The organism is Mameliella sp. MMSF_3455 (assembly GCF_030733205.1).
Lineage (GTDB): Bacteria > Pseudomonadota > Alphaproteobacteria > Rhodobacterales > Rhodobacteraceae > Antarctobacter.
This window is the reverse complement of record NZ_JASHJL010000005.1, coordinates 1-20,113: the sequence shown is the minus strand read 5'-3', so window position 1 is coordinate 20,113 and position 20,113 is coordinate 1. Positions and strand designations below refer to the sequence as shown.

Below are 20,113 nucleotides of genomic sequence, written 5' to 3'. Positions count from 1 at the left end.
AGGCCGGCGTTTTTTCGGGAATTCTCCGCAGATAGCAGCTGTGGCACGGGGCGAGGTCGCGATGGGCGCTTGCACACCGGGGGGCGTAGGGCCATGCTGCCGATCCAGGGTCAGGGGTGCGCGTGCTTGAATTCCGGTGCAGCGACCCCATCTTTGACCCTCATGACCGGAGGCGACCTCAAGCTGCCGCGAAGCGGGGCAGGGACGTCTTGCCAAGAACAGGACACGAGCATGAAACAACCCCTCAATCCTTCCTACCCGGTGCTGCCGCTGCGCGACATTGTCGTGTTCCCGCATATGATCGTGCCGCTCTTCGTGGGGCGCGAGAAATCCGTGCGTGCGCTGGAAGAGGTGATGAACGACGACAAGCAGATCCTGCTTGCCAGCCAGATCGACCCGTCCGATGACGATCCGGACACCAGCGGTATCTACAAGGCCGGTGTGCTGGCCAACGTCTTGCAGCTGCTTAAGCTGCCCGACGGCACCGTCAAGGTGCTGGTCGAAGGCCAGAGCCGGGTGCGCATCGACGAATATATCGAAAATGAGAAGTTCTTCGAAGCCAAGGCCGAGCACCTGACCGAGATGCCGGGCGATACCGCTTCGATCGAGGCGCTGGTGCACACGGTCGCCGAAGAGTTCGAACGGTACGCCAAGATCAAGAAGAACATCCCCGAAGAGGCCCTGTCCGCCGTGGGCGAGGCCAATGACGCCGCGCAACTGGCCGATCTGGTTGCCGGCCATCTGGGTGTCGAGGTCGAGCAGAAACAGGAACTGCTGGAGACGCTTTCGATCAGCGAGCGGCTGGAGAAGGTATACGGCCTGATGCAGGGCGAACTGTCGGTCCTGCAGGTCGAGAAGAAGATCAAGACCCGCGTCAAGTCGCAGATGGAGAAGACCCAGCGCGAATATTACCTGAATGAGCAGATGAAAGCCATTCAGAAGGAGCTGGGCGACGGCGAGGACGGCGAAGGCGAAATCGCCGAGCTGGAAGAGAAGATCGAAGCCACCAAGCTGTCGAAGGAAGCCCGGGAAAAAGCCGACGCCGAGCTGAAGAAGCTCAAGAACATGTCGCCGATGTCGGCCGAAGCGACCGTGGTCCGCAACTACCTCGACTGGATGCTGAGCATTCCGTGGGGCGTGAAGAGCCGTGTGAAGAAAGACCTGAACAAGGCGCAGGAGATCCTCGATCACGACCACTACAGCCTGGAAAAGGTCAAGGAGCGGATCGTCGAGTATCTCGCCGTTCAGGCGCGCTCTAAAAAGCTCAAGGGGCCGATCCTCTGCCTCGTGGGGCCTCCGGGTGTCGGCAAGACCTCGCTTGGCAAATCGGTTGCCAAGGCCACGGGACGCGAGTTCATCCGCATCTCACTGGGTGGTGTGCGGGATGAATCCGAGATCCGCGGCCACCGCCGGACCTACATCGGTTCGATGCCGGGCAAGATCATCCAGGCGCTGAAGAAGGCCAAGACCACCAACCCGCTCATCCTGCTCGACGAGATCGACAAGATGGGTCAGGATTTCCGTGGCGATCCGGCCAGCGCCATGCTGGAGGTTCTGGACCCCGAGCAGAATGGGACATTCGTGGACCACTACCTTGAAGTGGAATACGACCTGTCGAACGTGATGTTCGTGACCACGGCAAACAGCTATAACATGCCGGGGCCGCTTCTGGACCGGATGGAGATCATCCCGCTTTCGGGCTACACCGAGGACGAGAAGATCGAGATCGCGCGGCGGCACCTGCTGGACAAGCAGGTCAAGAACCACGGGTTGAAGGCCAAGGAATTCTCGATCACCGACGGCGCGCTGACCGACATGGTGCGGTACTATACCCGCGAGGCCGGTGTGCGGAATCTTGAGCGCGAGATCGCCAAATGCGCGCGGAAGGCCGTGACCAAGATCGTCAAGAAAGAGACCGAAGTGGTCGAAGTGACCTCTGACAACCTCGACGATTTCCTGGGCGTGCGGAAATTCCGCTATGGTCTGGCCGAAGAGGAAAACCAGGTCGGTGTCGTCACCGGGCTGGCCTATACTTCGGTCGGTGGGGATCTCCTGCACATCGAGGCGCTGAAATTGCCGGGCAAGGGCCGGATGAAGACCACCGGCAAGCTGGGCGACGTGATGAAGGAGTCGATCGACGCGGCTTCGTCCTATGTGCGCTCGATCGCGCCGGAAATCGGGATCAAGCCGCCGCGGTTCGACAAGATGGACATCCACGTCCACGTTCCCGACGGTGCCACGCCCAAGGATGGGCCCTCGGCTGGTCTGGCGATGGTGACCTCCATCGTGTCGGTCCTGACCGGGATTCCGATCCGCAAGGACATCGCCATGACCGGCGAGGTTTCCCTGCGCGGCAACGCCATGCCCATCGGCGGATTGAAGGAAAAGCTGCTGGCGGCCCTGCGCGGCGGGATCAAGACCGTTCTCATCCCCGAGGAGAACGAGAAGGACCTGGCCGAACTGCCGGACAACGTGAAGGACGGGCTGGAGATCATCCCGGTCAAGCACGTCTCCGAGGTGCTGGACATTGCGCTGGTCGGCAAGCCCGAGCCGGTGGAATGGGACGAAGCGGCCGAGGAAGCGGCAGCCGCGGCATCCGCCAAGAAAGCCGAGGATTCGGTGGCAGGCGCAACCGCGCACTGATCACATCGGCCACAATGCCTGAAAATGGGAACGCGCGGTGGACCTCCACCGCGCGTTTTCTTTTTCCCAATAGGGGCTGAAGAGCCCGTCGTTATTCAGGGTAGTAATAGCTGTGTCCGCCCCCGCCGGAATGGACCGCCGTTGCGATGATGATCAAGAGCATCAGCGGAATCAGAAGTGCCGCGCCAGAGGACGTGGTGCTCAGTTCGGCGCTCTGCGACGAAACGATCATGTCGTTCCGCAGTTGCTCAGGGCTCATCTTGGGTGCGGGCTTGCCATCGGCCACGGCGGCATTGGCCACCGACAGGCACAGCGCGGTGGTGAGTACGAGTTTTTTCATCTTTTTCCCCGTGATTGGTTCAATAAACAGTCAACCGCATATGCAACCAATGCACCCGAAGGCGCTGTGTTTAGTCTGCGCCTTACTGACGTTGGGGCAAGACGAAAATTCATGCGAGGCAGTCCGACGCGGCCAAGATGCAACATCTCCGGACAGCCAAAAGAAAAGGGCCTCGCAGCCATGCTGCGAGGCCCTTGTCCCCGGTTGGTCCCGTATTGGGTTCGGTATCGTCCCCGCGTCCCCCGGCCAGGCCCTCACGAAAATTCCGTGAGAGCGCGGCGGCCGGGGCCGTGCGTACCTTACTGTGTGGCGGCCACGCCAAAGACCACGATGGTCATCAGCGCAAGCAGCATGCCGGCGCTGCTGCTGGTCTGTTGCGTCTCTTCGACGACGACCGGCGGTGCGACATAGGGGGTTTCATAGCTTCCGGCGATCGACGTGGTGGTCGTTGCAGCGATCAGAAGACTTGCGGCAGCAATTGTCTTTTTCATGTGAGTCTCCAAACCCAAGTGGCAGATTGGGAAACCCTGCCTTGGAGATTCGCCGCAAGTCAAGCAACCCACCGGCATCCTGTTGTTTTCGCGCATCGACTGTGCTGATGCTGCCTCGGTGGGCGTCCGGCCCGGGACGGTTGCACGAGGGGTATTTTTTGCGTGCCAAGCCTCTTGCGCAGGGCTGCGCTTGTCGGTAATAGGTCCGCCACCGGGTGATTAGCTCAGTGGTAGAGCGCTTCGTTCACATCGAAGATGTCGGGAGTTCAAATCTCTCATCACCCACCATATTCCCTTGGCTCTGCCGTCCATTTTACGAAGCGCGCCCGAGTTCAGCGAACCTAAGCGCTTCTTGGGCGGCTGGCAAAATCCAGCACATCAACCGCGTCCTGCATGTGGCTCGGAAGGAATCGGCCATAGGTCGAAAAGGTCACGGCGGTGTTGCTGTGGCCCAATACCTGGCTGACCTTTTCGAGCGGTACGCCTGCCACCAGCATCGTCACAGCGGCGGTGTGGCGCAGATCGTGGATGCGGACGTGGCCCAGCTTGGCGCGGTCCACGGCTGATGTGAAACCGTTGCGGATGCTCTTGACCGGACGCCCGCCATGTTCGATCACATAGTCACTGAGGGCGGCTTCATAGGCTGCTTCGAGGGCCGCGCGGGTTGTCTTGTTCATGGGCAGAACCGCGCGGCCCTTTCTCGTTGCGGCGTCGTCCAGACGCAGATTGATCACGCCTCGATCTAGGTCTACCCGGTCCCACGTCAGATCAAGGACCGCGCCGACACGGGCGGCGGTCCCCAGCAGAAGCGCGACGGCAAGGCGCACATGAGGCGCGCGGGTGGCATCCAGCAGGGCGCGCATTTCGCCAGAGTTCAAGATCCGCTTGTCCGTCTGAGGCTTCTCAGGTCGCCATATCTTCGGCGCACGGTCGATCATCCGCGTATCCTCGGCAAAGCGCAGGGCGGAGCGCAGGTGCCCGAGTTCGGTCCAGACCGTTCCCTGGCTCACACCGTCCTCATCCATGCGGCTGCGCCCGTAGTCTATGCACATGGTCTTGGTGATCTGCGACGGGGGCAGGGCGCCGAAATAGGCTAGTACGGCCTTTCCTGTGTAGCCCATCGTCTTGGCAGTCGGCTTGGTCCCGAGGTCTCGGCGGTATTCTTCCCACACGTCAGAGACCGTTGCCGCGCCATTGCGGGCGATTGCTGTCTCGCGCCTATAGACGGCTAGGGCTTCGGCTTCCGCTTCCTTGCGGGCGCGTGCCTCAAGGCGGTGGCGCCGTCGCTTTCCGGTGCTGGCGTCGGTCCAGTAGACGCACAGCCCACCTCTGAACCTTCCGATGCTGATGTCTGGCATTCTTCGTATTCCTCCACAGCGTTGACGGGGATGCGGAACAGACGCCCCACGCGGAAGCCCGGCAATTCCCCACGCTTCACCATCTGCCGAACCGTCTCCGCAGAGCAAGCCCAGCGTTCGGCAAGGGTGTCTGGGGTGAACGGGCGCGCGCGCTCTGAGATAGGGCGGGGTGAGGTCATCACCCTTCCCCCTTCTCGATAGCCGCGAGGATGTGCTCGCGTATTTCACCGGCCACGAACGCGCCAGACGCTCCTGCTTGCATTGCGTATGCCTGCGCCACGGTGGCCGCCTCCCGCATCCCGTCTGCGCGGGCCTGGGCGAGTGCATCGGCAAGCTGGGCTTCGAGGGCCTCTATACGGTCGGCGGCTAGGTTTGGAACCCAGTGTGGGCCTTTCGGATCGCCGCTGTAAGTTGGCATCATCCGAAGGCGCTCTTTCAGGTCGTCACTCATTGGGTTTCTCCCGGCATCCCATCATGCGGCTCGCCGTCGAGAGTGCGACCGGCGCGGCTCTTGCCGATGCGGCGGACGGTGCGGCCATCAGGGAAGGTGTGGTGGTTGCCGGGGCCTTCGACCTCGGAGACGCTGGCCCACTCTCCCCACTGCTTGAAATGGAACGGCGCGTCAGCAGCCGCGCATTGGTCGCGCAGGTCGCGGAACCATTGCGGGTTGCTGGGTCGCGCCTGCGGACCGCTTTCGCCGCCGGTGATGACCCAGTCAACTTTACGACAGAGATCGACGGCCTCGCGGTCGTCTGCAATTGGTGCGGGTTGTTTTGGCCAGTCGACTGCTTCGGGCGGCATCCATATCTTGCCGCGTAGCGCGTCCTGAAACGACCCATTGTCACGGCCATATTTGAAGGCCGTCAAATCCACCGGCCCCAGCAGCGGCTCGCAGGACAGGAACCGGACGCGGGCGGGGATTGACAGCAGGTGCGGAATGCGGCGGTTGGCCTCGGCCTGGTTCTCGACCGTGGTGCCGATCCAGACGTTGGGCGGGCAGCCGTCGTGGATCCAGCGTGCGGGGGCCAGCTTGGCGAAGTTCTGCGGGCGCTTGGTCAGCAGCAGCCAATCCAGGTGCGGTGTGTCCTCGATCAACTGCCAGAGGTCGCGCCGCCAGTCCTGGGCGATGCTGCGATGGTTGTCGAACACATCCGCGAGGCTGGCGCAGAAGACCTTACGGCGCACGCCATCCTTCTGGGCGGCCCGGTCCCATGCCAGAGGCTTGCGCCAGTTCGCCTTGCTGGTGCGGCGTCGGGGCCCATGCGGCCCCCAGCCATCCGGCGTCCATTTTCGAAACTTGTCCTGCGCCTCGGCGTAGCAGTGGTCACAGGCCGGGCTGACCTTGGTGCATCCGATCCACGGGTTGAACGTGTGATCCGTCCATTCGATCTTGCTGTTCTCAGCCATTGGTGTGTCTCCCTGCGTTCTTTGCGCCCCACGCGATGCGGCCCTCCACGCCTGGAGTGAGCCCCTCATTCAGCATCGCAGCGGCCTTCCTGTGGTCGCCGCCCATGACCATGATCAAAACGGCGGCCACGGTGCCCTCCAGAGTGACCATGATTTCGCCGCGGTCCTTGATCGGATCGCGACCATCGAGGACCAGTTTCGCTGCGCGGAAATAGCGCTCTGCGTCTCGCTTTGGATCGCTCATGTCGTCCTCATCTGTTGCAGGGTGTCGGTCATCTGGTCGATGTTCTGGCGGTGAACCTTGAACGTGTAGGCGGCCACCCACGGGTTGACGTCCCAGCCGTAGCCGCGCCTGGCGTTCAGGCCGTCCCAGAGGTCGCGGAACTGCCAACCGCAGGTCATCAGTCGCATCATTTCTCTGTCGTCTTCCGACGCACCGAACAGGTCCATTTGCCGGATGCGCGACAGGTCGCCCTTGCATCCTTCCGCTTTCGCGTCTTCGTTGCTGATCTCCTGCACCCGCTGCACGCGCACGTCCGTCACGATCAGCGTCAGGCGAGAGGCCCAGCGGGGCATGAACATACTTGGCCGCGCCCGCCCCGACAGGTCATCGACGCTCCCTGCATGGGCGTAGACTGCTCCATCTGCGATGTACTGCACAGGCTCCTCACCGCCCATTTCGCTGGGTTTGAGGTCGTCGTAGTGCCGTGATGTGCGCCATGCTTCCCGCACCCAGAGGCGGTCTCCGATGGCGTAGGGCAGGCGGCAAGGGCCGCTGAGCGCATCGACGCTCTCGTAATGGAATATACCCTTGTGAAACTCGCCTGGCTCTAATTCGATCAGGCTTTCATTTGGGCTGGTTATTCCCACCTTGTCACCCATGACGGCGGTGATCTTGGCCACCCGCCTTGTCTGTGTCTTTCGACCGTCCAGCAGGGCGCGGACCATAGGGCCGCTGAAAAGAATGGGCTTGTCGGTCATGTCCCTCCCTCCAGAAAGTTCTCGGCCACGGTCAGGTGGGCGATCATTTGAGCCTGGCTGCGCTCAGGGTGCTTGTTCTTCAGGGTCACCATCGGCTTGGGCGGAGCTGGCAGGCCATGCACCATCGCCTTCGCCTCGGCCACGGCCTGTTCGGCCTTCTGGACGCGGGCGTTCATGTCCCATGCGTCAGCGGCGAGTTGCTGGGCGTATCGGCGCGCCTTGTCCAGTTGCCCGCGCAGGGCGGAAAGTTCTTCGGCAACGGGATCAGGCGCGCCCTGGACCAGGTCCGCCAGCCTGACCAGTTTCAGGGCGAAAACCCCGGCCTCTGTCAGACGGTATTCCAGCTTGCCGCAGTCGCTGCGGATGTGCGTCACGAAGCCCTTCTGAAACAGCGCCCCCAACGTGTGCCCGCCGCACGACACGTCGCCGACCTCTGCGATCATGGAAAGAGCAGAGACCTGGTTGCGGGACAGGGTCAGCTTGAATGCGCCACTGGTGACGTATTCGCGAAAGCGGGACTGGTCGGTCATGCTGCGGTCTCCATTGCGAGGGCGTAGCCGCCCCACTGGTCAGCGGCGGCGTTCATCATGCCGGGGAAGGATCGGCTGCGGAGGCGGGCGCGCTCGGGGCCGGGTGGCATGCGGTGAACCCTGTTCCATGCCTTCCATTCGTCGGTGCCGCGTTCCGGCTCTGGCAGGCGGTCGGTCTCGACCAGTTCGGGAAGGCCGCGCAAATACCAGCCGGTGGATTTGTAAGCGGGTTCACCGAACCAGAACGGTTGCACCATCTGCGGCGTGGGCAGGTCTGCGGGCATCCGATCGCGCGCCAGGTCGTTCATCTCCGGGTTCTCGATCGCCACGCGCGGGATCGGCGCGGCCCAGCAGGCGGTGAAGATCTCGACGCCGGTTTCAAACTCGGCGCGCATGTCGGCCCAGCTGCGGCCCTGCGGCAGGCGTTTTGGCGGGGTCCATTTCCCCGCGCCGCTCATCCACCGGCGGCCAGAGCGGCAGAGCCGGGTGCAGGGCGGGTGCATGACCGCCAGCAGATCCCAGCCCTCGGTCAGGATGCCGTCTCTTATGTCGCAGCGGATGTGGCGGTTGCTGCCGTCCTCGGCCGGTTCGATGTCGCAGGACCAGACGTCATGCCCGCGCGCGGCAAAGGCGCGCCGGGCGATGCCAGAGGTCTCGCAGCCTATGAGGACGCGGAGGGGGCGGGTCATGTCACCTTTTCCCGCAGGCCCTTGTTGACCCGTACCAGCAGCCGGTCTGTGCCGTGGCCTGCCACCGTGCCGCCGTTCAGCTTTTGCGACTGGCTGGCCTCTTCCTTGATCGTCTCGAAATCCGTGTCGCGCAGGACGGCGTCCAGGCGCTCCAAGGGGCGCCCGGCCTCCAGCATGCGGGCCACTCCCATGCGTCGAAGCGTGATCAGCATAGCCTGGCTGTCCTTGCCAGCGCTATGGTTGACGGAGAACAGTGCGCCAGCATCCAGCATTTCGCAAATCACCGGCGGCATCGGCTGGGGGTCAGGGAAGTCGAATGTGTCACGCATGAGTCTCAATTCCTCTTCGGCCAAACGGGGGTGTTGTCGAATTTCCGGTATGGGATCTTGCGCTTCTTCGGCTTGAACCCGAGTCGCGCCTTGCGCTTGCGAGAGACGCGGCTTTTCTCGCTCACGTCTGCTCGGGTCTTGATCTGGTGGCAGGGGCGGCGCAGCGCGCGCAGGTTGCTTTCCCGGTTCTCACCACCGTTCGCGAGGGCTTTGGTGTGGTCGAACTCGATGGCCTCGCCGCAACGACCCAATTCCATGCCGCAGCCGCAACCGCAGATGTAATCCTGGCGCAGCACGATCCGCTCTTTCACGCGGGGCGGAGGCGATGTGTCGTCGTTGGCGCCAATCCATTCGGGGACAGATCTGGTCATGCCGTGCCCTTCCTGCCCATCTTGGCCAATTCGTCTGGCTTCACCCCGATCATGTCGGCGAGAAAATCCAGGATGTCCTGCTTGCTCTGCTGGAACCGGGTCTTGCCCATCGCCTTCATCTTCTGGGTCTCGGCGGTGAACGAGTAGATCACGGCGCCCTCGACGTTGATGATCCGGTACACCTCGTCGCGCTCGGACTGGCGTGCCAGAGTAACGGCCACACGCTCGGCGCGCCGCGGGTCGCCTAGGGCGATCATGTCGGCGTGGTGGTAGCCGCACTTGATGAGCGCGTACTTGCGCAGGTGGCCGGAGGAAGCGGCGTAGGGCTGGCCGTGGTGTGACTCCGGCAGGTTCAACCATGCCTGATGGACAAAGGCGAACTGGTGGTTGTGGCTGCGCGGGCTGCGATCCGGGTCAATGTCGATCGCGACAACCTCTCCCGCGCCGAACTTGTCGGCGAGGGCCGCTGCCGCGATTGCCCCATCAGGTTCAAGGCATGTCCCGGTGAAGATGCAGCGCAGGAGAGGTTCGCGGGCCATCAGTCGTTGGCCTCTGCTTCCCGGATCATGGACATGATCTGGCCGTGCAGGTCAGGGTCTTCCTTCTCGACCTCTGCAAGCGCAGCCTCATGGAACTTGAGAATGCCGCGCGCGGGCGCGCCGTCCGTCAGCTCGGCTTCGATGTCCTGGAACAGTTTGACGAACTTCGGGTCCGATGCGGGCGGGATTCCAGCGTCGTCATCCTTCGGCTTGTCCTGCTCCTCCTTGGCCTCGGGCTTGCGCTCGCTGCTGGTTTTCTGGGTCGGCTTGTCCTTGGTCTTTTCGGGCGCCTCTTGCTGGCCAGCGTCCTGCTGTTCGTCGGAGCCTTCCTCGACCTCGGTTGCCTCGCCGTCGATTTCCTCACCTTCCTCGACCTGCGGGCCATCTTCCGGGCTTTGTGCAAAGGCCGCATAGTCGACGCGCGTGCCTTGGTCGTGGTCGATGGTGAGCGCATCGGCCATTTCGACGGAGAGCGGCAGGAACTTGGCCAGAGCGCGGATCGCAGTTTTGGCCGCCATTGCGTCCTCGTGCTTTGCCCAAGGCGTATCCTGCTGCTTCCCGTAGCGCACCGCGGTCTTCCAGTTTTCGGAGTTGTCACGAATCTGCATGACCTTTGCCCAAGGCAGAACGACGTAGGCATGCCCCCCATCGGTGAACTTAGCGATGGCGTAGGCGTGCAGTTTCTCGCCTTCCTGCGGGCCAGGCCGGTGGCGAAGGCGTGCCTCGGTGCCTTCCTCGTGTTCCCACAACTCGTCGTCAGAATAGTGGATGCCGGCGGAAATGCTGGTGATGTGACCAGAGCGGCGGGCCAGGTCGATGAACCCCTTGTAGCCGATGACCAGTTGCACCTGAGTACCGACCACCTCCCAGCGGCCCGTCTTCTTGTTCTTCTCCTTCTTGTCGAATGGGATCAGGTAGGCGTGACCGAGAACCGTATTCGGTTCAAGACCAAGAGCCGCGCACTGCATCAGCGCCCCAAGGAATGACAGTGGGTCTGCTCTCTGCAACTTGGGCGTCGTGCGGATCGCGTTTGCGGTCACGCGCATCAGCCGTTCGGGGCTCATGTGCTTGGCGGCGACGGCGGCGAGCTGCTGGCGCGCCTGGTCGTTGTGCAGGAGGGTCTTGACGTCCTGCACCTGGCGCAGCGGGATTTTTGCGATCTGGGTGTTCATGCTGGGACTTTCTTTGATGTCAGGGTGAATCCGGGAATGGTCTGCTTGGTCGGGTCGAAGTCACGCGACCTAGCCTTGGCCTCGGCCAGCCGGACGAGAAGGGCCTCGACCTCCGGGTGATCGGCGAACTGCATGAAAGCGGCCTTCATGTCGGCCAACTCGGCAGTCCAGACCGTGCGCATCGAAATGGCGCGGCCGCCGCCCGTGGCGCTGGACGCCTTGGGCCGGGCCTTGGCTGCGCGGTCAGCATCCTTGCGGGCCTTCTCGGCGGCCTTCTGTGCCTCTTCGGCGTCATACTCGCCGGACACGTCATGACGCGCCTGTGCCTGCCGCGCCTTCTCCTCAGCGGCCTTCTGTGCCTCTTCGGCCTCCTTGCGCTTGCGCTCGGCCTCGGCGCGCTGTTCCGCCTCGACCTTGGACAGGTACGCGCCCATCAGCGGGTTCACCTTGCCAAGGGCCTTGTCGATCTTGTCGGCCAGAGGCTTGTAGGCGGCCTGCACGGCCTTTCCCGCGTCGTCATGCGGTTTCTTGTCGGTCTTCCGGTCTTCCTCGATCTTGGACTTGACCGCCTTGAGTCCGGTGATGAAGTCGGTCAGCTGGGCCGCGCGCTCTTCGGTCTCGATGGCCCCGGCTTCGAGCCATTCGCCGGCGGCGTCGAGAAATTCGGACGCCTTGGCCGCGTGAGCGTCCACGACCTCTTGGCGGAACACGGGCGGGGCGTTGTGGCCCATGCCGGGCAATTCGTTCTGGTTCCCGTCAGGCATTGGTCTTTTCCTTCTTCGAGCCAGCGGCGTAATGAACCTTCGCCTCGGGCAGGCGATTGTCCGCAATCAGGCGTTTGAGGATGTGGGCGGAGGCAACGGTGTCCGACATGGCATCGTGAGCGTTCTCGTTGGTGATCGAGAAGAACTCGCAGGCCTCGGACAACTTGACGTAGCCCCTGGAAATGCAGAGGCCTTCCTTCCCGTAAGGGCTGAGGGCACGCATCAGGCAGATGTTGCGTGTTGCCTCGAAGTGATCTTCACGACCGGCCCGGCGCAATTCGGCGCGCATCATCTTGCAGTCGAACTGGGCATTGAAGGCCGTTACGATCAGATCAGCCTTGATCCATTCGTCCCGCATATCGAGGATTTCAGACACGGGGACACCGTTCTCCGCGAGATAGGATTCGGTGAGCCCGTTGATTTCAGACGCCTTCGTTCCGTCGATACTCCAACCGTCAGGTTGCACGAAGAATTTGACGCTCGAAATCTCGTCGCCACCCTCATCGCAGATGATAGCGGCAAAGGATGCCATTCTGGGCTGCCGGGGATCGTCGGCAGGAACCGGCTGTCCGGTTTCCTTGTCACGGAAGAGAAACAACCCTGTCGTTTCCGTGTCGAACACGACGAATTTCGGGGTCCGTTCTTCGTTGCGCAATTCTGTGAACATGACGTTTCCTAACTGGGTCTCATCGGGGTTTCGGTGATGTCGTAGGCGGCGTGCGTGGCCGCCATGCGGGCGTTGGTGCGATGCTCGGCCACCAGCGCGTCGTAGCGGGCGACGGTGATCGGTTTCAGGTGTGTCCAGATGCGTGCCGGGTCGATTGGCCGCCCCAGCTGTTCACCGCGGATCACCTCGTCGGCGGTCAGCTCGCCGGTCTGCGGGTCAACCTCCTGGTCCAGGTAGACGCTGACGGGCAGGAGCGGGCCGTTCTTGACCGCGCGGCGGGCGTAGTAGCCGCACTGTGGGTCCGCATCATGCCGGGGCGTGCGTGGGTCAGCGAGCGCCTGTCGCCACCATGCGTAGGCGACGGAGAGTCTGGTGGGCTGGCGGATCATTGGCCGCCCCAGAAGATTGAAGACCCGACATTGAACACGATGAACAGGACGAGAGCGGCAATCCAGAAAAGGGAGGAGTCCCGGAAGGGCTGGGGCTTTGACATCCGGCGCTGTTCGGGCTGAACCTCTCGCGGAACTTCACCTATGCCGTGAATCTCAGGATGGTCGCTCATGCAAGCCACCAGAAGATCGCGCCGTAGATGCAGGCGCCGACCACGGCACCGCCGATCAGCAGCCAGAGCGGGACTTTGAGGTGAGGCTTGTGTTTCATGCCACGCTCCATCCCGACATCTTGTCGAGCGACATGACCGGGTGCGCGGTGCGCTGCGCCTCGATCATGGCGGACAGCGCCGTGTCTTCGAAGCAGGATAGGCGCCCGCGAACCAGGCAGAACCGCCCGTCAGTCGAAACGCTGGGCGGATGGATCGTGGCCCCCGCGTAGTCCGCGCTCTCCCCGCTGGCGAGAAGGTTCATGGCCGTGATCAGATCGCCATCGATGTGATGAACATCTCCGTCGCGGATCATGTACAGGATTTCCATCGTGTCCGACATGGGGGTGTTGCGCCCGCTCTCGCGGGCCAGGTTGAACAGGTCCAGCGGGGTCATTCTGCAGCCTCGAGGTGATAATGCGCCGCGTAGAGCGCGTCTATTTCAGGCGCGGTCAGCGGCCCGGATCCGGTGCGTTGCGGAAAACCCAGCGCGGCCAGCTTGGGCAGCGCGGCGCGGATTTCCTCGTAGTGGCGCGGGCCGATGTGCCAGCCGGTCACGTCAGCCTTGCGGACCTCGCCGGTCTCGTCATTCACCCCGAAAAACGTGGTGTGGCCGTCAGCGTAGTAGTCAAGCGCCTCGAAGATCGTCCAGCCAGCGGCGGCGGCGATCTGTTCGGTAAATGGGGCTTTCGGTTGCATTCGGTCTCTCCCATTGCCGTGTGGCTATGGGGAGAATGTGCGCATTGTGCGCACATTAGTCAAGCGCAAAATGCGTACAACTTGCGCGCAAAGCGTGCGCAGGGGGAATCGCTATGGCTTACCGGCCTCGACGGCGCCGAGCGCGCAAAGAAAAACCCCGCGCGGGGCGGGGGCAATAGACTCATTGTTTCACCCAGAGCGGGGTGCTATATCTTAGAGGCGCTCGGGAGCCTGACAACCAATGGCGTCGGGGCTACGGCCCCGCCCGGCGTCAACTCCCTCTGCTTGACCGGAATGCGTTCTTGGGATGCAGAATGAGTCCGCGGCCAAGTATTGCGTCTTGGTCTGCGCCTCTCATCTTAGATTTGATCAGGGCGGCTTTGGCGCCGTCTCCAACATTGTAGGCCCTGTGGATCGCACCTGCCACATAGTCCGCGATTTGGATCCCAATGGAATGCTCCGAGTCCTGCAGGAACAGCCCTTCGATCAGCCTGTCATATCCTGACTTCGTTGCCCCTCTGCCGTTTACCAAGGCGTCGTGATGGGCGCGAAACATCTTGTCACTGTCACGCCCCCGATGGTCGGACACGACAATCCCCAGATCATTGATGTCTTGAAGGTGGTATTGAAACCTTTCTGAAATCGGCTTGTAGGCGAAATGGTAGAGGTCTTGCTGCCCGCTGATCGTGCCATAAGAGAACGCAGCTTCGACGTCTGTCACGCAGGCTATAAGGGTCACGGGGCTGCTGCCGATGATCCGAGCGAACTCGTCGCTCAACGCGACTCTGTCTTCACCTGGGCGGTCGAGGAGCGGATTTGCCTTATCGGTGTTGTGTGGTGAAAAATACCTCCACTTAATCTCGCCCCGAATCTTGTGATGCAGCTTGTAGCCAAGGATCTTGTTGGCAACGCTTCGCCAATCGCGCACGTCTATGATCGCCGCTCCCAGTGTAAAAAAAGGCTTTTTTGGCGATGGTCTAGACGGCGGTGTGCCGCTTTCATCTACAAAGCAAAATTGCAAAGATCACCTTTCCAGCCAATACTCACACTTTCCTCACCAGTTCCACCGGCCAATGCAGGCGCACCCGCGCGGCCATCACACTTTCCGCCCGTACCAGAGCACCTTACCCACGGCCTCGACCTCTTCCGATGACATGAGCATCGGCGGGTAGAGATCCTTGTTGTCCGAGATAATTGTGACGTGCCCCTTTTTCGGCGCGCGGCCGACGCGCTTGACGTGCAGGGCATCATCGAACCGCAGGACGAACAGGCCGTCATAGCTGAGGTTCGTCTTGCTGGCGTCCAGGAGAACGATGTCGTCGTCCAGTAGCGTCGGCTCCATGCTCTCACCCTTCACTGAAATGATCGCCAGGTTGCCAGGCGAGCTGCTGGTGAGCTTTTTCAGGTAGGCCGGTGGAAAGGCGAGGCTATAGACCTCGGGTTCCTCGTGGTTGAGCGCGCCGCCGCCTGCGCTGGCGTGAACATCATAGACCGGGACGAGGGTGGATCCGTTCGTGGGCACCTGTTCATGCTCGACGCGAACCAGGTCGGTTTCGGCTGGATTGTCTGCTCTTCCCGGATGCGCCAGAGCCATGACTTCTGCGCGCGGAACGCCGCGCGCTTCAACGGCGTCGGCGAACGGCATGGCGAACTTCATGGGCAAATAAGGCTCTTTGATCCGCTGTTCATAGTGGGAATAGCCGGATGGGCTGATGCCCATGAAATCCGCTATCCCCCGGATCGAGAACCCGGCTCGCTCACGCAGCGCCTTCACTGCGGCCCTCAATTCTTCGGCGTTTTGCATGTGCGCAGTTTGAGCACATTCGAATGCATCTGTCTGTCCGCAAAATGCGCTTGAAATGCGGTCGGATTGTGCGCATAATGCAGACATGAGCTATGTGAACCGTATCGTTGAGGCGTTCGGCGGTGTCCGCCCGATGGCGAAAGCCGCAGGGTATCCCGTCTCGACCGTCCAAAGCTGGAAGTCTCGCGGGAGTATCCCGGACGACCGCAAGGCGGACATTTGGGATGCGGCAAAGGCGGCGGGGGTCACGCTGACACCGGCGCATTTCGTTCCCTTCGAGGAAACTCCCACCAGCCCCGCAGAATAACCACCCTGTTCCATGCCACCAACATGGGCCGCCCGGAGCAACGTCACCATGAGTAAAGGCACGATCATTTCCCACGATGATGCGGCGCGCCGGATAGAGGATGCTCTGAGGCTGCGCGTCGGGCGCGGAAAGCGATATTCCTTCGTGGCCCTGTCCGACGCCACCGGCATCGCCACGCGCACGCTGGAAAGCTACGTCCAGGGCGCCACGCCGGGGCTGCAAAACCTGCTGTCGCTCTGCTCTGTCCTCGGGCCGTCCTTCACCAGCGATGTTCTCGCTCCTTGCGGGCAGGTCGCGCGGGACGGCTCCCCCGACGATCCCCAGCACATGCAGGTTGTCGGGGTCATGTCACACCTCACAGGCAAGATCGCGGACGCGCTGGCGGATGGCCACGTCGACCACCGGGAACACGCGCAGATGCAACCCGTCGCGGCGGCGCTGATCGAGCAGTTGCAGCCCTTGGCGCGGGGGCGGGACACATGACCGCCATACACTCACGGAATCCGGCGATGGCAGCCGCCGGTCAGCAGGCCGGGGGCGAGCAGACGTCCCCCCGGGCGGTCACCGGCCTGCGCACTCATACCTCACCGCTTCCCCTTACCATGATGGCGCGGCACTTGCCCTGGCGGTTCCTGATGGCCGCCTGGGTCTTTCTGTTCCTCGTCCCCGGAGCGGAAGCGCAAGATCTCCGCCATTGCGCCCCGCGCGACCAGGTGATCGACCGACTGGCCACGAAGTACGGCGAAACCCGGCAAAGCATTGGTCTGGGCGCCAACAACGCGGTGATGGAGGTCTTTGCCTCGATCGAGTCCGGCTCCTGGACGATCACGGTGACGATGGCCAACGGCATCACCTGCCTCGTGGCCAGCGGGCAGCACTTCGAGACCTTGAGCGAGGCGCTTCCTCCGCAGGGTGATGACCTGTGAGCAAGAATTACTTCCTACCGCCTCATATCGTGCGCCCTTCCGAGAACCCGCCAAGCCTCAAGGTCCGAATGACGACGGCGCAGAGCGTTGCAACCTACCAGAGGCGCGGACTGGTGCCGATCACGCTCAAGAAAGCGCCGCCTTGGGAAGACCAGCAGCCAAAATCAAACGACTGATCCCGGCCCCGGGGTTCAGGGGCGACACAGGAGACCCGAAATGTCTGATGGAAACAGCCACTTCCTCGCTGCGCTTGGGCGCATCGACGGAGGGCACGCGATCGAGGTCGCGGACGAGCAATTGCGCGAGGTCACGAACGCAGTCAACCGCACCGGCAAGAAGGGCACCGTGACTGTGACCCTTGAGGTCAGCCCGAACGGCGAGACCGGATTTGCTGTGACGGCGAAGGTGTCTGCAAAGGCCCCGCAACTGCAGTTCGGTCAGTCCTTCTTCTTCATGGGGAGAGACGGCGATCTGACCAGGACCGCACCCGACTATGTGCAGCAAACGCTTCTGAAATCGGAGACCTGACATGAGCGAGAACGCAACGCTTTTCGAATTCATCGCCGGGGAATCGGCTCATGATCACTTCGACGCCAGCGCGCGTGGTCAGTTCGCGATGGTGCCGGAAGGGTGGAAGGTGGACTCTCTGGAAAAACTCCAGGAAACCCCGAACCGGATCAAGGCGTGCCCGGTCTTTCGCAATACAGCGTCCTTGACTGCATACATCAATCGTTTCGCCGACGCTGGCGTTGCCGTCGTGGAGAGCAGCGCCGGGAGGCGCCAGATCACCGCCAAGCTGGACTATCACAGGGTGGACAAGACGCCTGGATGGAGCGATTGGACACCCACGTTCCAAGCGCAATTCGATCCGCGCTATGCGCGCTGGCGGAATATCAGCGGCTCCCCGATGACGCAAAAGCGGGCAGGCGAGTTCCTAGAGGAACGGGCAGTTGACGTGATGGAACCGGACCCGGCCACCATCATGGATATGGTGATGCAGTTCGACGCCTTGAAGAAGGTGACCTTCCGTCAGTCGACACGTCTCCACGATGGTCAGCGCCAGTTCCACTACCAGGAAGAGAACGAAGCCCGTGGCGCGGTCACGTTGCCGGAGCGGATCAAGATCCGCACTCCGGTCTTCGAAGGGATGGAGCCGGACGTCTTGGTTGTGCGCTTGCGCTACAACATTGACGACGGAAAGCTCGTCTTCACTTTCGAAATTCACGACATGGAACAGGTCGAGGACCGCGCCTTCCAGCGCTGTGAAGACGCAGTTCGTGTCGAAATTTCCGACTCGATTCCGATCTACTCGGTGATCTGACGGGATTGCGGCATGACCGACACCATGACGCCGCAGGAGTACCGGGACTTCATCGCCAAGCAGGGCGGTGAAGATCGGCGCCGGGTGCAGGGGGCGAAGCGCGTCCAGTGCCAAGGGCAGACCTTCCACAGCATCCGCGAGCGGGACCGCTGGCTGGTGCTGCGCGATGAGCAGAAGCGCGGCCGCATCAGCGACCTGCGGCGCCAGGTGCCATTCCCCATGTTCGGCAAGGACGGCCCGATCCTGACGCCGACCGGTCAGCAGATGCGCTACATCGCCGATTTCGTCTACCTCGATCACCGCATTGGGGTCGAACCCGTCGAGGTGGTCGAGGATGCGAAAGGCTGGGCGACGGACGTCTTCAAGATCAAGAAGGCCATCCTTGCGGCGCAGGGCGTGGAGGTCACAGAGACATGACCGCATCCGCGAAACCATATTTCCGCGCCATTTCTGGCCGCTCGAAACCGCCAACGCTGGAAATGGACCTGCCGAAGGCGCCCAAGCCAGCCCGGCGCCGCAAGGATGACTTCTATCCGACCGGACAACCAGAGGCGATCCGGGGTTTGTTGCAATCTGACGGCGCCCGCATTCGGTCCTTGGGGACGGTTTGGGAGCCGGCCTGTGGCGACGGCGCGATGGTGCGCGAAATCCGCGCCGCTGGCATTCCTTGCTGCGCGTCCGATCTGATCGACAGAGGGTGCCCAGACGCATGGCAGGCTGATTTCTTCGGGTGCTTGCGGTCTCGTGCGCCTGCCATCATCACCAATCCGCCGTACAGCCTGATCAATGCAAGGGACGGGCATGGTCGCTGGCTCCGGCACACGCTCGACATTCCAGGCTGGCGCTATCTTGCACTCTTGCTGTCATGGGATTGGCCCGCAGCCCGCGCCAATGGGCTTGGCGAGCTGCTGGACGCGCACCCGTTTTCCTACTGCTACCTGATGCGCTGGAAGCTGGATTTCACCGGCGAGGGAAGCCCGCCCCAGCGCAACGCTTGGTTCGTCTGGGACCGCGACGACGTGCGCACTGAACCCGGCTTCCGATGGATGGTCCGCCCGGCCAAGGATGCGCCGACCGGACCCGGGCTGTTTGATGGAGTCTTCGCATGAGCGACGTGTTGGAGCGCATAGCTGCGGCCATATGCGATGAAAGAGACGTCGTACGCATGATCCAGGAGGGCGGCATGGTTGCCCTCATCCTGCCGGCAGAGCGCGCCCACGCAGCCCGTGTGGCGCTATCTCCGCGTCTCGCCGGGGACACCACCAGTAAATCATCACAGAAGGTCCGCGACGCACTCGACAAGGCGCTGGCGCGGGTCGTGGAGGTGAGAGGATGAGCGAGGGTTACGTTTATGCCTTATCGAACGAAGCGATGCCGGGGCTGGTTAAAATCGGCATGACGACCGGCAATCCGATCAAGCGGGCACAGGAATTGTACCAGACGGGGGTGCCAGTCCCGTTCATTGTTGAGCACTCTGTCCGCATCCCGAATGCCAGGGAAGCAGAGGCTTATGTTCACGGCGCTCTCGCTGAATGCCGGATCAGTAATAGGCGTGAATTTTTTAGGTGCGAGGTAACCAAGGCGAAAGATGCGCTTGATGAGGCATATTACGATCAGGTCTATGATTTCCTGGACGCGTTCGTACCGGGATTTACGATTTGCGAGGTCGATCTTTTCTTAGACCCAGGTGACATAGGCGCAATTGCCCAAGAATGCGGATCAAGCCCAAATGAGGTGTGTTCGGCTTTCTACCTGATCCAGCCGTCCGAGATGATTCCAGCTATTCTACGCTACCGGACAAAAAAAGCGCGGTGGGAAAGTGATCAGCCATTTTTCCGAGGGGATGGGAAATGAGCGTACGAGTTATGTCATTAGTTTGGGAGAGGGATGACCTCGACCCATACGAGAAATTGGTGCTATTGGCGATGGCTGACCACGCTGATGACGATGGCCGATGCTACCCTTCAATTCGCCGCCTGTGCGAGCGGACAGGGATGAAGGAAAGGGGCACGCGAAACGTCATCGTTCGCCTCTGCGATAAGGGTCTTCTGACTGTCGATTACGGCGCCGGTCGGGCTGGATCTAATCTCTACACTGTCGTTACCACCCCCCGCACCGGATGCAGTACCCCCGCACCGGATGCACCACCTTCATCCGGCACACCCCCCGCACCGGAT

34 protein-coding genes and 1 tRNA gene are annotated in these 20,113 nt (G+C 62.1%); 13 read left to right on the top strand and 22 right to left on the bottom strand.

What is annotated here, in order from left to right; translation table 11 throughout:
- Nucleotides 1–231: 231 nt before the first annotated feature.
- Entirely contained in the window at nt 232–2,643 is a 2,412-nt protein-coding gene (gene lon, locus RBB42_RS04585) for an endopeptidase La (RefSeq protein ID WP_305968338.1), read from the top strand.
- Nucleotides 2,644–2,734: 91 nt separating this feature from the next.
- Here lon and RBB42_RS04580 read toward each other — a convergent pair whose 3' ends face one another.
- Together RBB42_RS04580 and RBB42_RS04575 are read right to left on the bottom strand one after the other, a co-directional pair.
- The gene (locus tag RBB42_RS04580) at nt 2,735–2,983 is read right to left on the bottom strand and encodes a hypothetical protein (protein WP_305968337.1); all 249 of its coding nucleotides are present in this window, start codon (nt 2,981–2,983) and stop codon (nt 2,735–2,737) included.
- Nucleotides 2,984–3,282: 299 nt separating this feature from the next.
- Complete coding sequence (locus RBB42_RS04575) at nt 3,283–3,474, bottom strand: ferrochelatase (protein WP_305968336.1); 192 nt, start codon at nt 3,472–3,474, stop codon at nt 3,283–3,285.
- Nucleotides 3,475–3,687: 213 nt separating this feature from the next.
- Here RBB42_RS04575 and RBB42_RS04570 point away from each other — a divergent pair.
- Nucleotides 3,688–3,762 (top strand) — tRNA-Val (locus RBB42_RS04570).
- Nucleotides 3,763–3,815: 53 nt separating this feature from the next.
- On the opposite strand, the gene RBB42_RS04565 is transcribed toward RBB42_RS04570, so the two are convergent.
- The 20 genes from RBB42_RS04565 to RBB42_RS04475 all read right to left on the bottom strand — a co-directional run bounded on the left by RBB42_RS04565 (nt 3,816) and on the right by RBB42_RS04475 (nt 15,382).
- A complete protein-coding gene (locus RBB42_RS04565; protein WP_371931773.1) occupies nt 3,816–4,595 on the bottom strand; it encodes a tyrosine-type recombinase/integrase in 780 nt (259 codons plus the stop codon).
- Nucleotides 4,596–4,702: 107 nt separating this feature from the next.
- Nucleotides 4,703–5,011 carry an excisionase family DNA-binding protein gene (locus tag RBB42_RS28080; protein ID WP_371931774.1) on the bottom strand — a complete coding sequence of 103 codons (309 nt, stop codon included), beginning with the start codon at nt 5,009–5,011 and terminating at the stop codon, nt 4,703–4,705.
- A complete protein-coding gene (locus RBB42_RS04560) occupies nt 5,011–5,283 on the bottom strand; it encodes a hypothetical protein (protein ID WP_305968334.1) in 273 nt (90 codons plus the stop codon). The genes RBB42_RS28080 and RBB42_RS04560 overlap by 1 nt, the downstream gene beginning before the upstream one ends.
- A complete protein-coding gene (locus tag RBB42_RS04555; protein WP_305968333.1) occupies nt 5,280–6,239 on the bottom strand; it encodes a DUF5131 family protein in 960 nt (319 codons plus the stop codon). Before RBB42_RS04555 ends, RBB42_RS04560 begins: the two co-directional genes overlap by 4 nt.
- A complete protein-coding gene (locus RBB42_RS04550; protein ID WP_305968332.1) occupies nt 6,232–6,483 on the bottom strand; it encodes a hypothetical protein in 252 nt (83 codons plus the stop codon). Before RBB42_RS04550 ends, RBB42_RS04555 begins: the two co-directional genes overlap by 8 nt.
- Nucleotides 6,480–7,220 (bottom strand): hypothetical protein, encoded by a 741-nt coding sequence (locus RBB42_RS04545; protein ID WP_306043604.1) that lies wholly within the window; start codon nt 7,218–7,220, stop codon nt 6,480–6,482. Before RBB42_RS04545 ends, RBB42_RS04550 begins: the two co-directional genes overlap by 4 nt.
- Nucleotides 7,217–7,750, bottom strand: coding sequence for a hypothetical protein (locus RBB42_RS04540; protein WP_305968330.1), 534 nt, complete (start codon nt 7,748–7,750; stop codon nt 7,217–7,219). The genes RBB42_RS04545 and RBB42_RS04540 overlap by 4 nt, the downstream gene beginning before the upstream one ends.
- Nucleotides 7,747–8,439: a hypothetical protein gene (locus RBB42_RS04535; RefSeq protein ID WP_305968329.1), complete on the bottom strand. Its 693-nt coding sequence runs from the start codon at nt 8,437–8,439 to the stop codon at nt 7,747–7,749. Before RBB42_RS04535 ends, RBB42_RS04540 begins: the two co-directional genes overlap by 4 nt.
- Complete coding sequence (locus RBB42_RS04530; protein ID WP_305968328.1) at nt 8,436–8,768, bottom strand: hypothetical protein; 333 nt, start codon at nt 8,766–8,768, stop codon at nt 8,436–8,438. Before RBB42_RS04530 ends, RBB42_RS04535 begins: the two co-directional genes overlap by 4 nt.
- Nucleotides 8,769–8,773: 5 nt before the next feature.
- The gene (locus tag RBB42_RS04525) at nt 8,774–9,079 is read right to left on the bottom strand and encodes an HNH endonuclease (protein ID WP_305968327.1); all 306 of its coding nucleotides are present in this window, start codon (nt 9,077–9,079) and stop codon (nt 8,774–8,776) included.
- A gap of 56 nt (nt 9,080–9,135) precedes the next feature.
- Nucleotides 9,136–9,678 (bottom strand): hypothetical protein, encoded by a 543-nt coding sequence (locus RBB42_RS04520; protein WP_305968326.1) that lies wholly within the window; start codon nt 9,676–9,678, stop codon nt 9,136–9,138.
- Nucleotides 9,678–10,850 carry a recombinase RecT gene (locus tag RBB42_RS04515; protein WP_305968325.1) on the bottom strand — a complete coding sequence of 391 codons (1,173 nt, stop codon included), beginning with the start codon at nt 10,848–10,850 and terminating at the stop codon, nt 9,678–9,680. Before RBB42_RS04515 ends, RBB42_RS04520 begins: the two co-directional genes overlap by 1 nt.
- A complete protein-coding gene (locus RBB42_RS04510; RefSeq protein ID WP_305968324.1) occupies nt 10,847–11,614 on the bottom strand; it encodes a hypothetical protein in 768 nt (255 codons plus the stop codon). Before RBB42_RS04510 ends, RBB42_RS04515 begins: the two co-directional genes overlap by 4 nt.
- Nucleotides 11,607–12,281, bottom strand: coding sequence for a 3'-5' exonuclease (locus RBB42_RS04505; RefSeq protein WP_305968323.1), 675 nt, complete (start codon nt 12,279–12,281; stop codon nt 11,607–11,609). Before RBB42_RS04505 ends, RBB42_RS04510 begins: the two co-directional genes overlap by 8 nt.
- A gap of 8 nt (nt 12,282–12,289) precedes the next feature.
- Entirely contained in the window at nt 12,290–12,670 is a 381-nt protein-coding gene (locus RBB42_RS04500) for a hypothetical protein (protein WP_305968322.1), read from the bottom strand.
- Nucleotides 12,667–12,843 carry a hypothetical protein gene (locus tag RBB42_RS04495; protein WP_305968321.1) on the bottom strand — a complete coding sequence of 59 codons (177 nt, stop codon included), beginning with the start codon at nt 12,841–12,843 and terminating at the stop codon, nt 12,667–12,669. Before RBB42_RS04495 ends, RBB42_RS04500 begins: the two co-directional genes overlap by 4 nt.
- Nucleotides 12,844–12,937: 94 nt before the next feature.
- Complete coding sequence (locus RBB42_RS04490; RefSeq protein WP_305968320.1) at nt 12,938–13,276, bottom strand: hypothetical protein; 339 nt, start codon at nt 13,274–13,276, stop codon at nt 12,938–12,940.
- A complete protein-coding gene (locus tag RBB42_RS04485) occupies nt 13,273–13,578 on the bottom strand; it encodes a hypothetical protein (protein WP_305968319.1) in 306 nt (101 codons plus the stop codon). The genes RBB42_RS04490 and RBB42_RS04485 overlap by 4 nt, the downstream gene beginning before the upstream one ends.
- A 271-nt stretch (nt 13,579–13,849) precedes the next feature.
- Entirely contained in the window at nt 13,850–14,599 is a 750-nt protein-coding gene (locus tag RBB42_RS04480) for a DUF3800 domain-containing protein (protein WP_305968318.1), read from the bottom strand.
- A 75-nt stretch (nt 14,600–14,674) separates the two neighbouring features.
- A complete protein-coding gene (locus tag RBB42_RS04475) occupies nt 14,675–15,382 on the bottom strand; it encodes a S24 family peptidase (protein ID WP_305968317.1) in 708 nt (235 codons plus the stop codon).
- An 85-nt stretch (nt 15,383–15,467) separates the two neighbouring features.
- On the opposite strand from RBB42_RS04475, the gene RBB42_RS04470 reads away from it, so the two are divergent.
- The 11 genes from RBB42_RS04470 to RBB42_RS28075 all read left to right on the top strand — a co-directional run.
- Complete coding sequence (locus tag RBB42_RS04470) at nt 15,468–15,689, top strand: carph-isopro domain-containing protein (RefSeq protein ID WP_305968316.1); 222 nt, start codon at nt 15,468–15,470, stop codon at nt 15,687–15,689.
- Nucleotides 15,690–15,737: 48 nt separating this feature from the next.
- Nucleotides 15,738–16,172: a hypothetical protein gene (locus RBB42_RS04465; protein ID WP_305968315.1), complete on the top strand. Its 435-nt coding sequence runs from the start codon at nt 15,738–15,740 to the stop codon at nt 16,170–16,172.
- Nucleotides 16,173–16,324: 152 nt separating this feature from the next.
- Nucleotides 16,325–16,615, top strand: a complete 291-nt coding sequence (locus RBB42_RS04460; RefSeq protein ID WP_305968531.1) for a hypothetical protein — start codon at nt 16,325–16,327, stop codon at nt 16,613–16,615.
- Nucleotides 16,612–16,791 carry a hypothetical protein gene (locus RBB42_RS04455; protein ID WP_305968314.1) on the top strand — a complete coding sequence of 60 codons (180 nt, stop codon included), beginning with the start codon at nt 16,612–16,614 and terminating at the stop codon, nt 16,789–16,791. Before RBB42_RS04460 ends, RBB42_RS04455 begins: the two co-directional genes overlap by 4 nt.
- A 40-nt stretch (nt 16,792–16,831) precedes the next feature.
- Complete coding sequence (locus tag RBB42_RS04450) at nt 16,832–17,143, top strand: YfdP family phage-associated protein (protein ID WP_305968313.1); 312 nt, start codon at nt 16,832–16,834, stop codon at nt 17,141–17,143.
- Between the two features lies 1 nt (nt 17,144).
- Nucleotides 17,145–17,936, top strand: coding sequence for a DUF2303 family protein (locus tag RBB42_RS04445; protein WP_305968312.1), 792 nt, complete (start codon nt 17,145–17,147; stop codon nt 17,934–17,936).
- Nucleotides 17,937–17,948: 12 nt separating this feature from the next.
- On the top strand, nt 17,949–18,353 hold the full coding sequence (locus tag RBB42_RS04440) for a DUF1064 domain-containing protein (RefSeq protein ID WP_305968311.1): 405 nt from the start codon (nt 17,949–17,951) through the stop codon (nt 18,351–18,353).
- Complete coding sequence (locus RBB42_RS04435) at nt 18,350–19,045, top strand: hypothetical protein (protein ID WP_305968310.1); 696 nt, start codon at nt 18,350–18,352, stop codon at nt 19,043–19,045. Before RBB42_RS04440 ends, RBB42_RS04435 begins: the two co-directional genes overlap by 4 nt.
- Nucleotides 19,042–19,272 carry a hypothetical protein gene (locus RBB42_RS04430; RefSeq protein WP_305968309.1) on the top strand — a complete coding sequence of 77 codons (231 nt, stop codon included), beginning with the start codon at nt 19,042–19,044 and terminating at the stop codon, nt 19,270–19,272. Before RBB42_RS04435 ends, RBB42_RS04430 begins: the two co-directional genes overlap by 4 nt.
- Complete coding sequence (locus tag RBB42_RS04425; protein ID WP_305968308.1) at nt 19,269–19,790, top strand: GIY-YIG nuclease family protein; 522 nt, start codon at nt 19,269–19,271, stop codon at nt 19,788–19,790. Before RBB42_RS04430 ends, RBB42_RS04425 begins: the two co-directional genes overlap by 4 nt.
- Nucleotides 19,787–20,113 (top strand): helix-turn-helix domain-containing protein (locus RBB42_RS28075; protein ID WP_371932217.1); only part of this gene is annotated, 327 nt, incomplete at its 3' end. The genes RBB42_RS04425 and RBB42_RS28075, both read left to right, overlap by 4 nt.

Bases quoted from the DNA above. Each gene is read 5' to 3' on its own strand.
- RBB42_RS04540 (WP_305968330.1), bottom strand. From the start codon at position 7,750: ATGACCGACCAGTCCCGCTTTCGCGAATACGTCACCAGTGGCGCATTC.
- RBB42_RS04435 (WP_305968310.1), top strand. From the start codon at position 18,350: ATGACCGCATCCGCGAAACCATATTTCCGCGCCATTTCTGGCCGCTCG.
- RBB42_RS04440 (WP_305968311.1), top strand. From the start codon at position 17,949: ATGACCGACACCATGACGCCGCAGGAGTACCGGGACTTCATCGCCAAG.
- RBB42_RS04560 (WP_305968334.1), bottom strand. From the start codon at position 5,283: ATGAGTGACGACCTGAAAGAGCGCCTTCGGATGATGCCAACTTACAGC.
- RBB42_RS04505 (WP_305968323.1), bottom strand. From the start codon at position 12,281: ATGTTCACAGAATTGCGCAACGAAGAACGGACCCCGAAATTCGTCGTG.
- RBB42_RS04520 (WP_305968326.1), bottom strand. From the start codon at position 9,678: ATGGCCCGCGAACCTCTCCTGCGCTGCATCTTCACCGGGACATGCCTT.
- RBB42_RS04530 (WP_305968328.1), bottom strand. From the start codon at position 8,768: ATGCGTGACACATTCGACTTCCCTGACCCCCAGCCGATGCCGCCGGTG.
- RBB42_RS04475 (WP_305968317.1), bottom strand. From the start codon at position 15,382: ATGCAAAACGCCGAAGAATTGAGGGCCGCAGTGAAGGCGCTGCGTGAG.
- RBB42_RS04430 (WP_305968309.1), top strand. From the start codon at position 19,042: ATGAGCGACGTGTTGGAGCGCATAGCTGCGGCCATATGCGATGAAAGA.
- RBB42_RS04565 (WP_371931773.1), bottom strand. From the start codon at position 4,595: ATGGGCTACACAGGAAAGGCCGTACTAGCCTATTTCGGCGCCCTGCCC.
- RBB42_RS04500 (WP_305968322.1), bottom strand. From the start codon at position 12,670: ATGATCCGCCAGCCCACCAGACTCTCCGTCGCCTACGCATGGTGGCGA.
- RBB42_RS04490 (WP_305968320.1), bottom strand. From the start codon at position 13,276: ATGACCCCGCTGGACCTGTTCAACCTGGCCCGCGAGAGCGGGCGCAAC.
- RBB42_RS04485 (WP_305968319.1), bottom strand. From the start codon at position 13,578: ATGCAACCGAAAGCCCCATTTACCGAACAGATCGCCGCCGCCGCTGGC.
- RBB42_RS04465 (WP_305968315.1), top strand. From the start codon at position 15,738: ATGAGTAAAGGCACGATCATTTCCCACGATGATGCGGCGCGCCGGATA.
- RBB42_RS04445 (WP_305968312.1), top strand. From the start codon at position 17,145: ATGAGCGAGAACGCAACGCTTTTCGAATTCATCGCCGGGGAATCGGCT.
- lon (WP_305968338.1), top strand. From the start codon at position 232: ATGAAACAACCCCTCAATCCTTCCTACCCGGTGCTGCCGCTGCGCGAC.
- RBB42_RS04575 (WP_305968336.1), bottom strand. From the start codon at position 3,474: ATGAAAAAGACAATTGCTGCCGCAAGTCTTCTGATCGCTGCAACGACC.
- RBB42_RS04515 (WP_305968325.1), bottom strand. From the start codon at position 10,850: ATGAACACCCAGATCGCAAAAATCCCGCTGCGCCAGGTGCAGGACGTC.
- RBB42_RS04555 (WP_305968333.1), bottom strand. From the start codon at position 6,239: ATGGCTGAGAACAGCAAGATCGAATGGACGGATCACACGTTCAACCCG.
- RBB42_RS04535 (WP_305968329.1), bottom strand. From the start codon at position 8,439: ATGACCCGCCCCCTCCGCGTCCTCATAGGCTGCGAGACCTCTGGCATC.
- RBB42_RS04450 (WP_305968313.1), top strand. From the start codon at position 16,832: ATGTCTGATGGAAACAGCCACTTCCTCGCTGCGCTTGGGCGCATCGAC.
- RBB42_RS04470 (WP_305968316.1), top strand. From the start codon at position 15,468: ATGAGCTATGTGAACCGTATCGTTGAGGCGTTCGGCGGTGTCCGCCCG.
- RBB42_RS04425 (WP_305968308.1), top strand. From the start codon at position 19,269: ATGAGCGAGGGTTACGTTTATGCCTTATCGAACGAAGCGATGCCGGGG.
- RBB42_RS04545 (WP_306043604.1), bottom strand. From the start codon at position 7,220: ATGACCGACAAGCCCATTCTTTTCAGCGGCCCTATGGTCCGCGCCCTG.
- RBB42_RS04460 (WP_305968531.1), top strand. From the start codon at position 16,325: ATGGCCGCCTGGGTCTTTCTGTTCCTCGTCCCCGGAGCGGAAGCGCAA.
- RBB42_RS04510 (WP_305968324.1), bottom strand. From the start codon at position 11,614: ATGCCTGACGGGAACCAGAACGAATTGCCCGGCATGGGCCACAACGCC.
- RBB42_RS28080 (WP_371931774.1), bottom strand. From the start codon at position 5,011: ATGACCTCACCCCGCCCTATCTCAGAGCGCGCGCGCCCGTTCACCCCA.
- RBB42_RS04550 (WP_305968332.1), bottom strand. From the start codon at position 6,483: ATGAGCGATCCAAAGCGAGACGCAGAGCGCTATTTCCGCGCAGCGAAA.
- RBB42_RS04580 (WP_305968337.1), bottom strand. From the start codon at position 2,983: ATGAAAAAACTCGTACTCACCACCGCGCTGTGCCTGTCGGTGGCCAAT.
- RBB42_RS04495 (WP_305968321.1), bottom strand. From the start codon at position 12,843: ATGAGCGACCATCCTGAGATTCACGGCATAGGTGAAGTTCCGCGAGAG.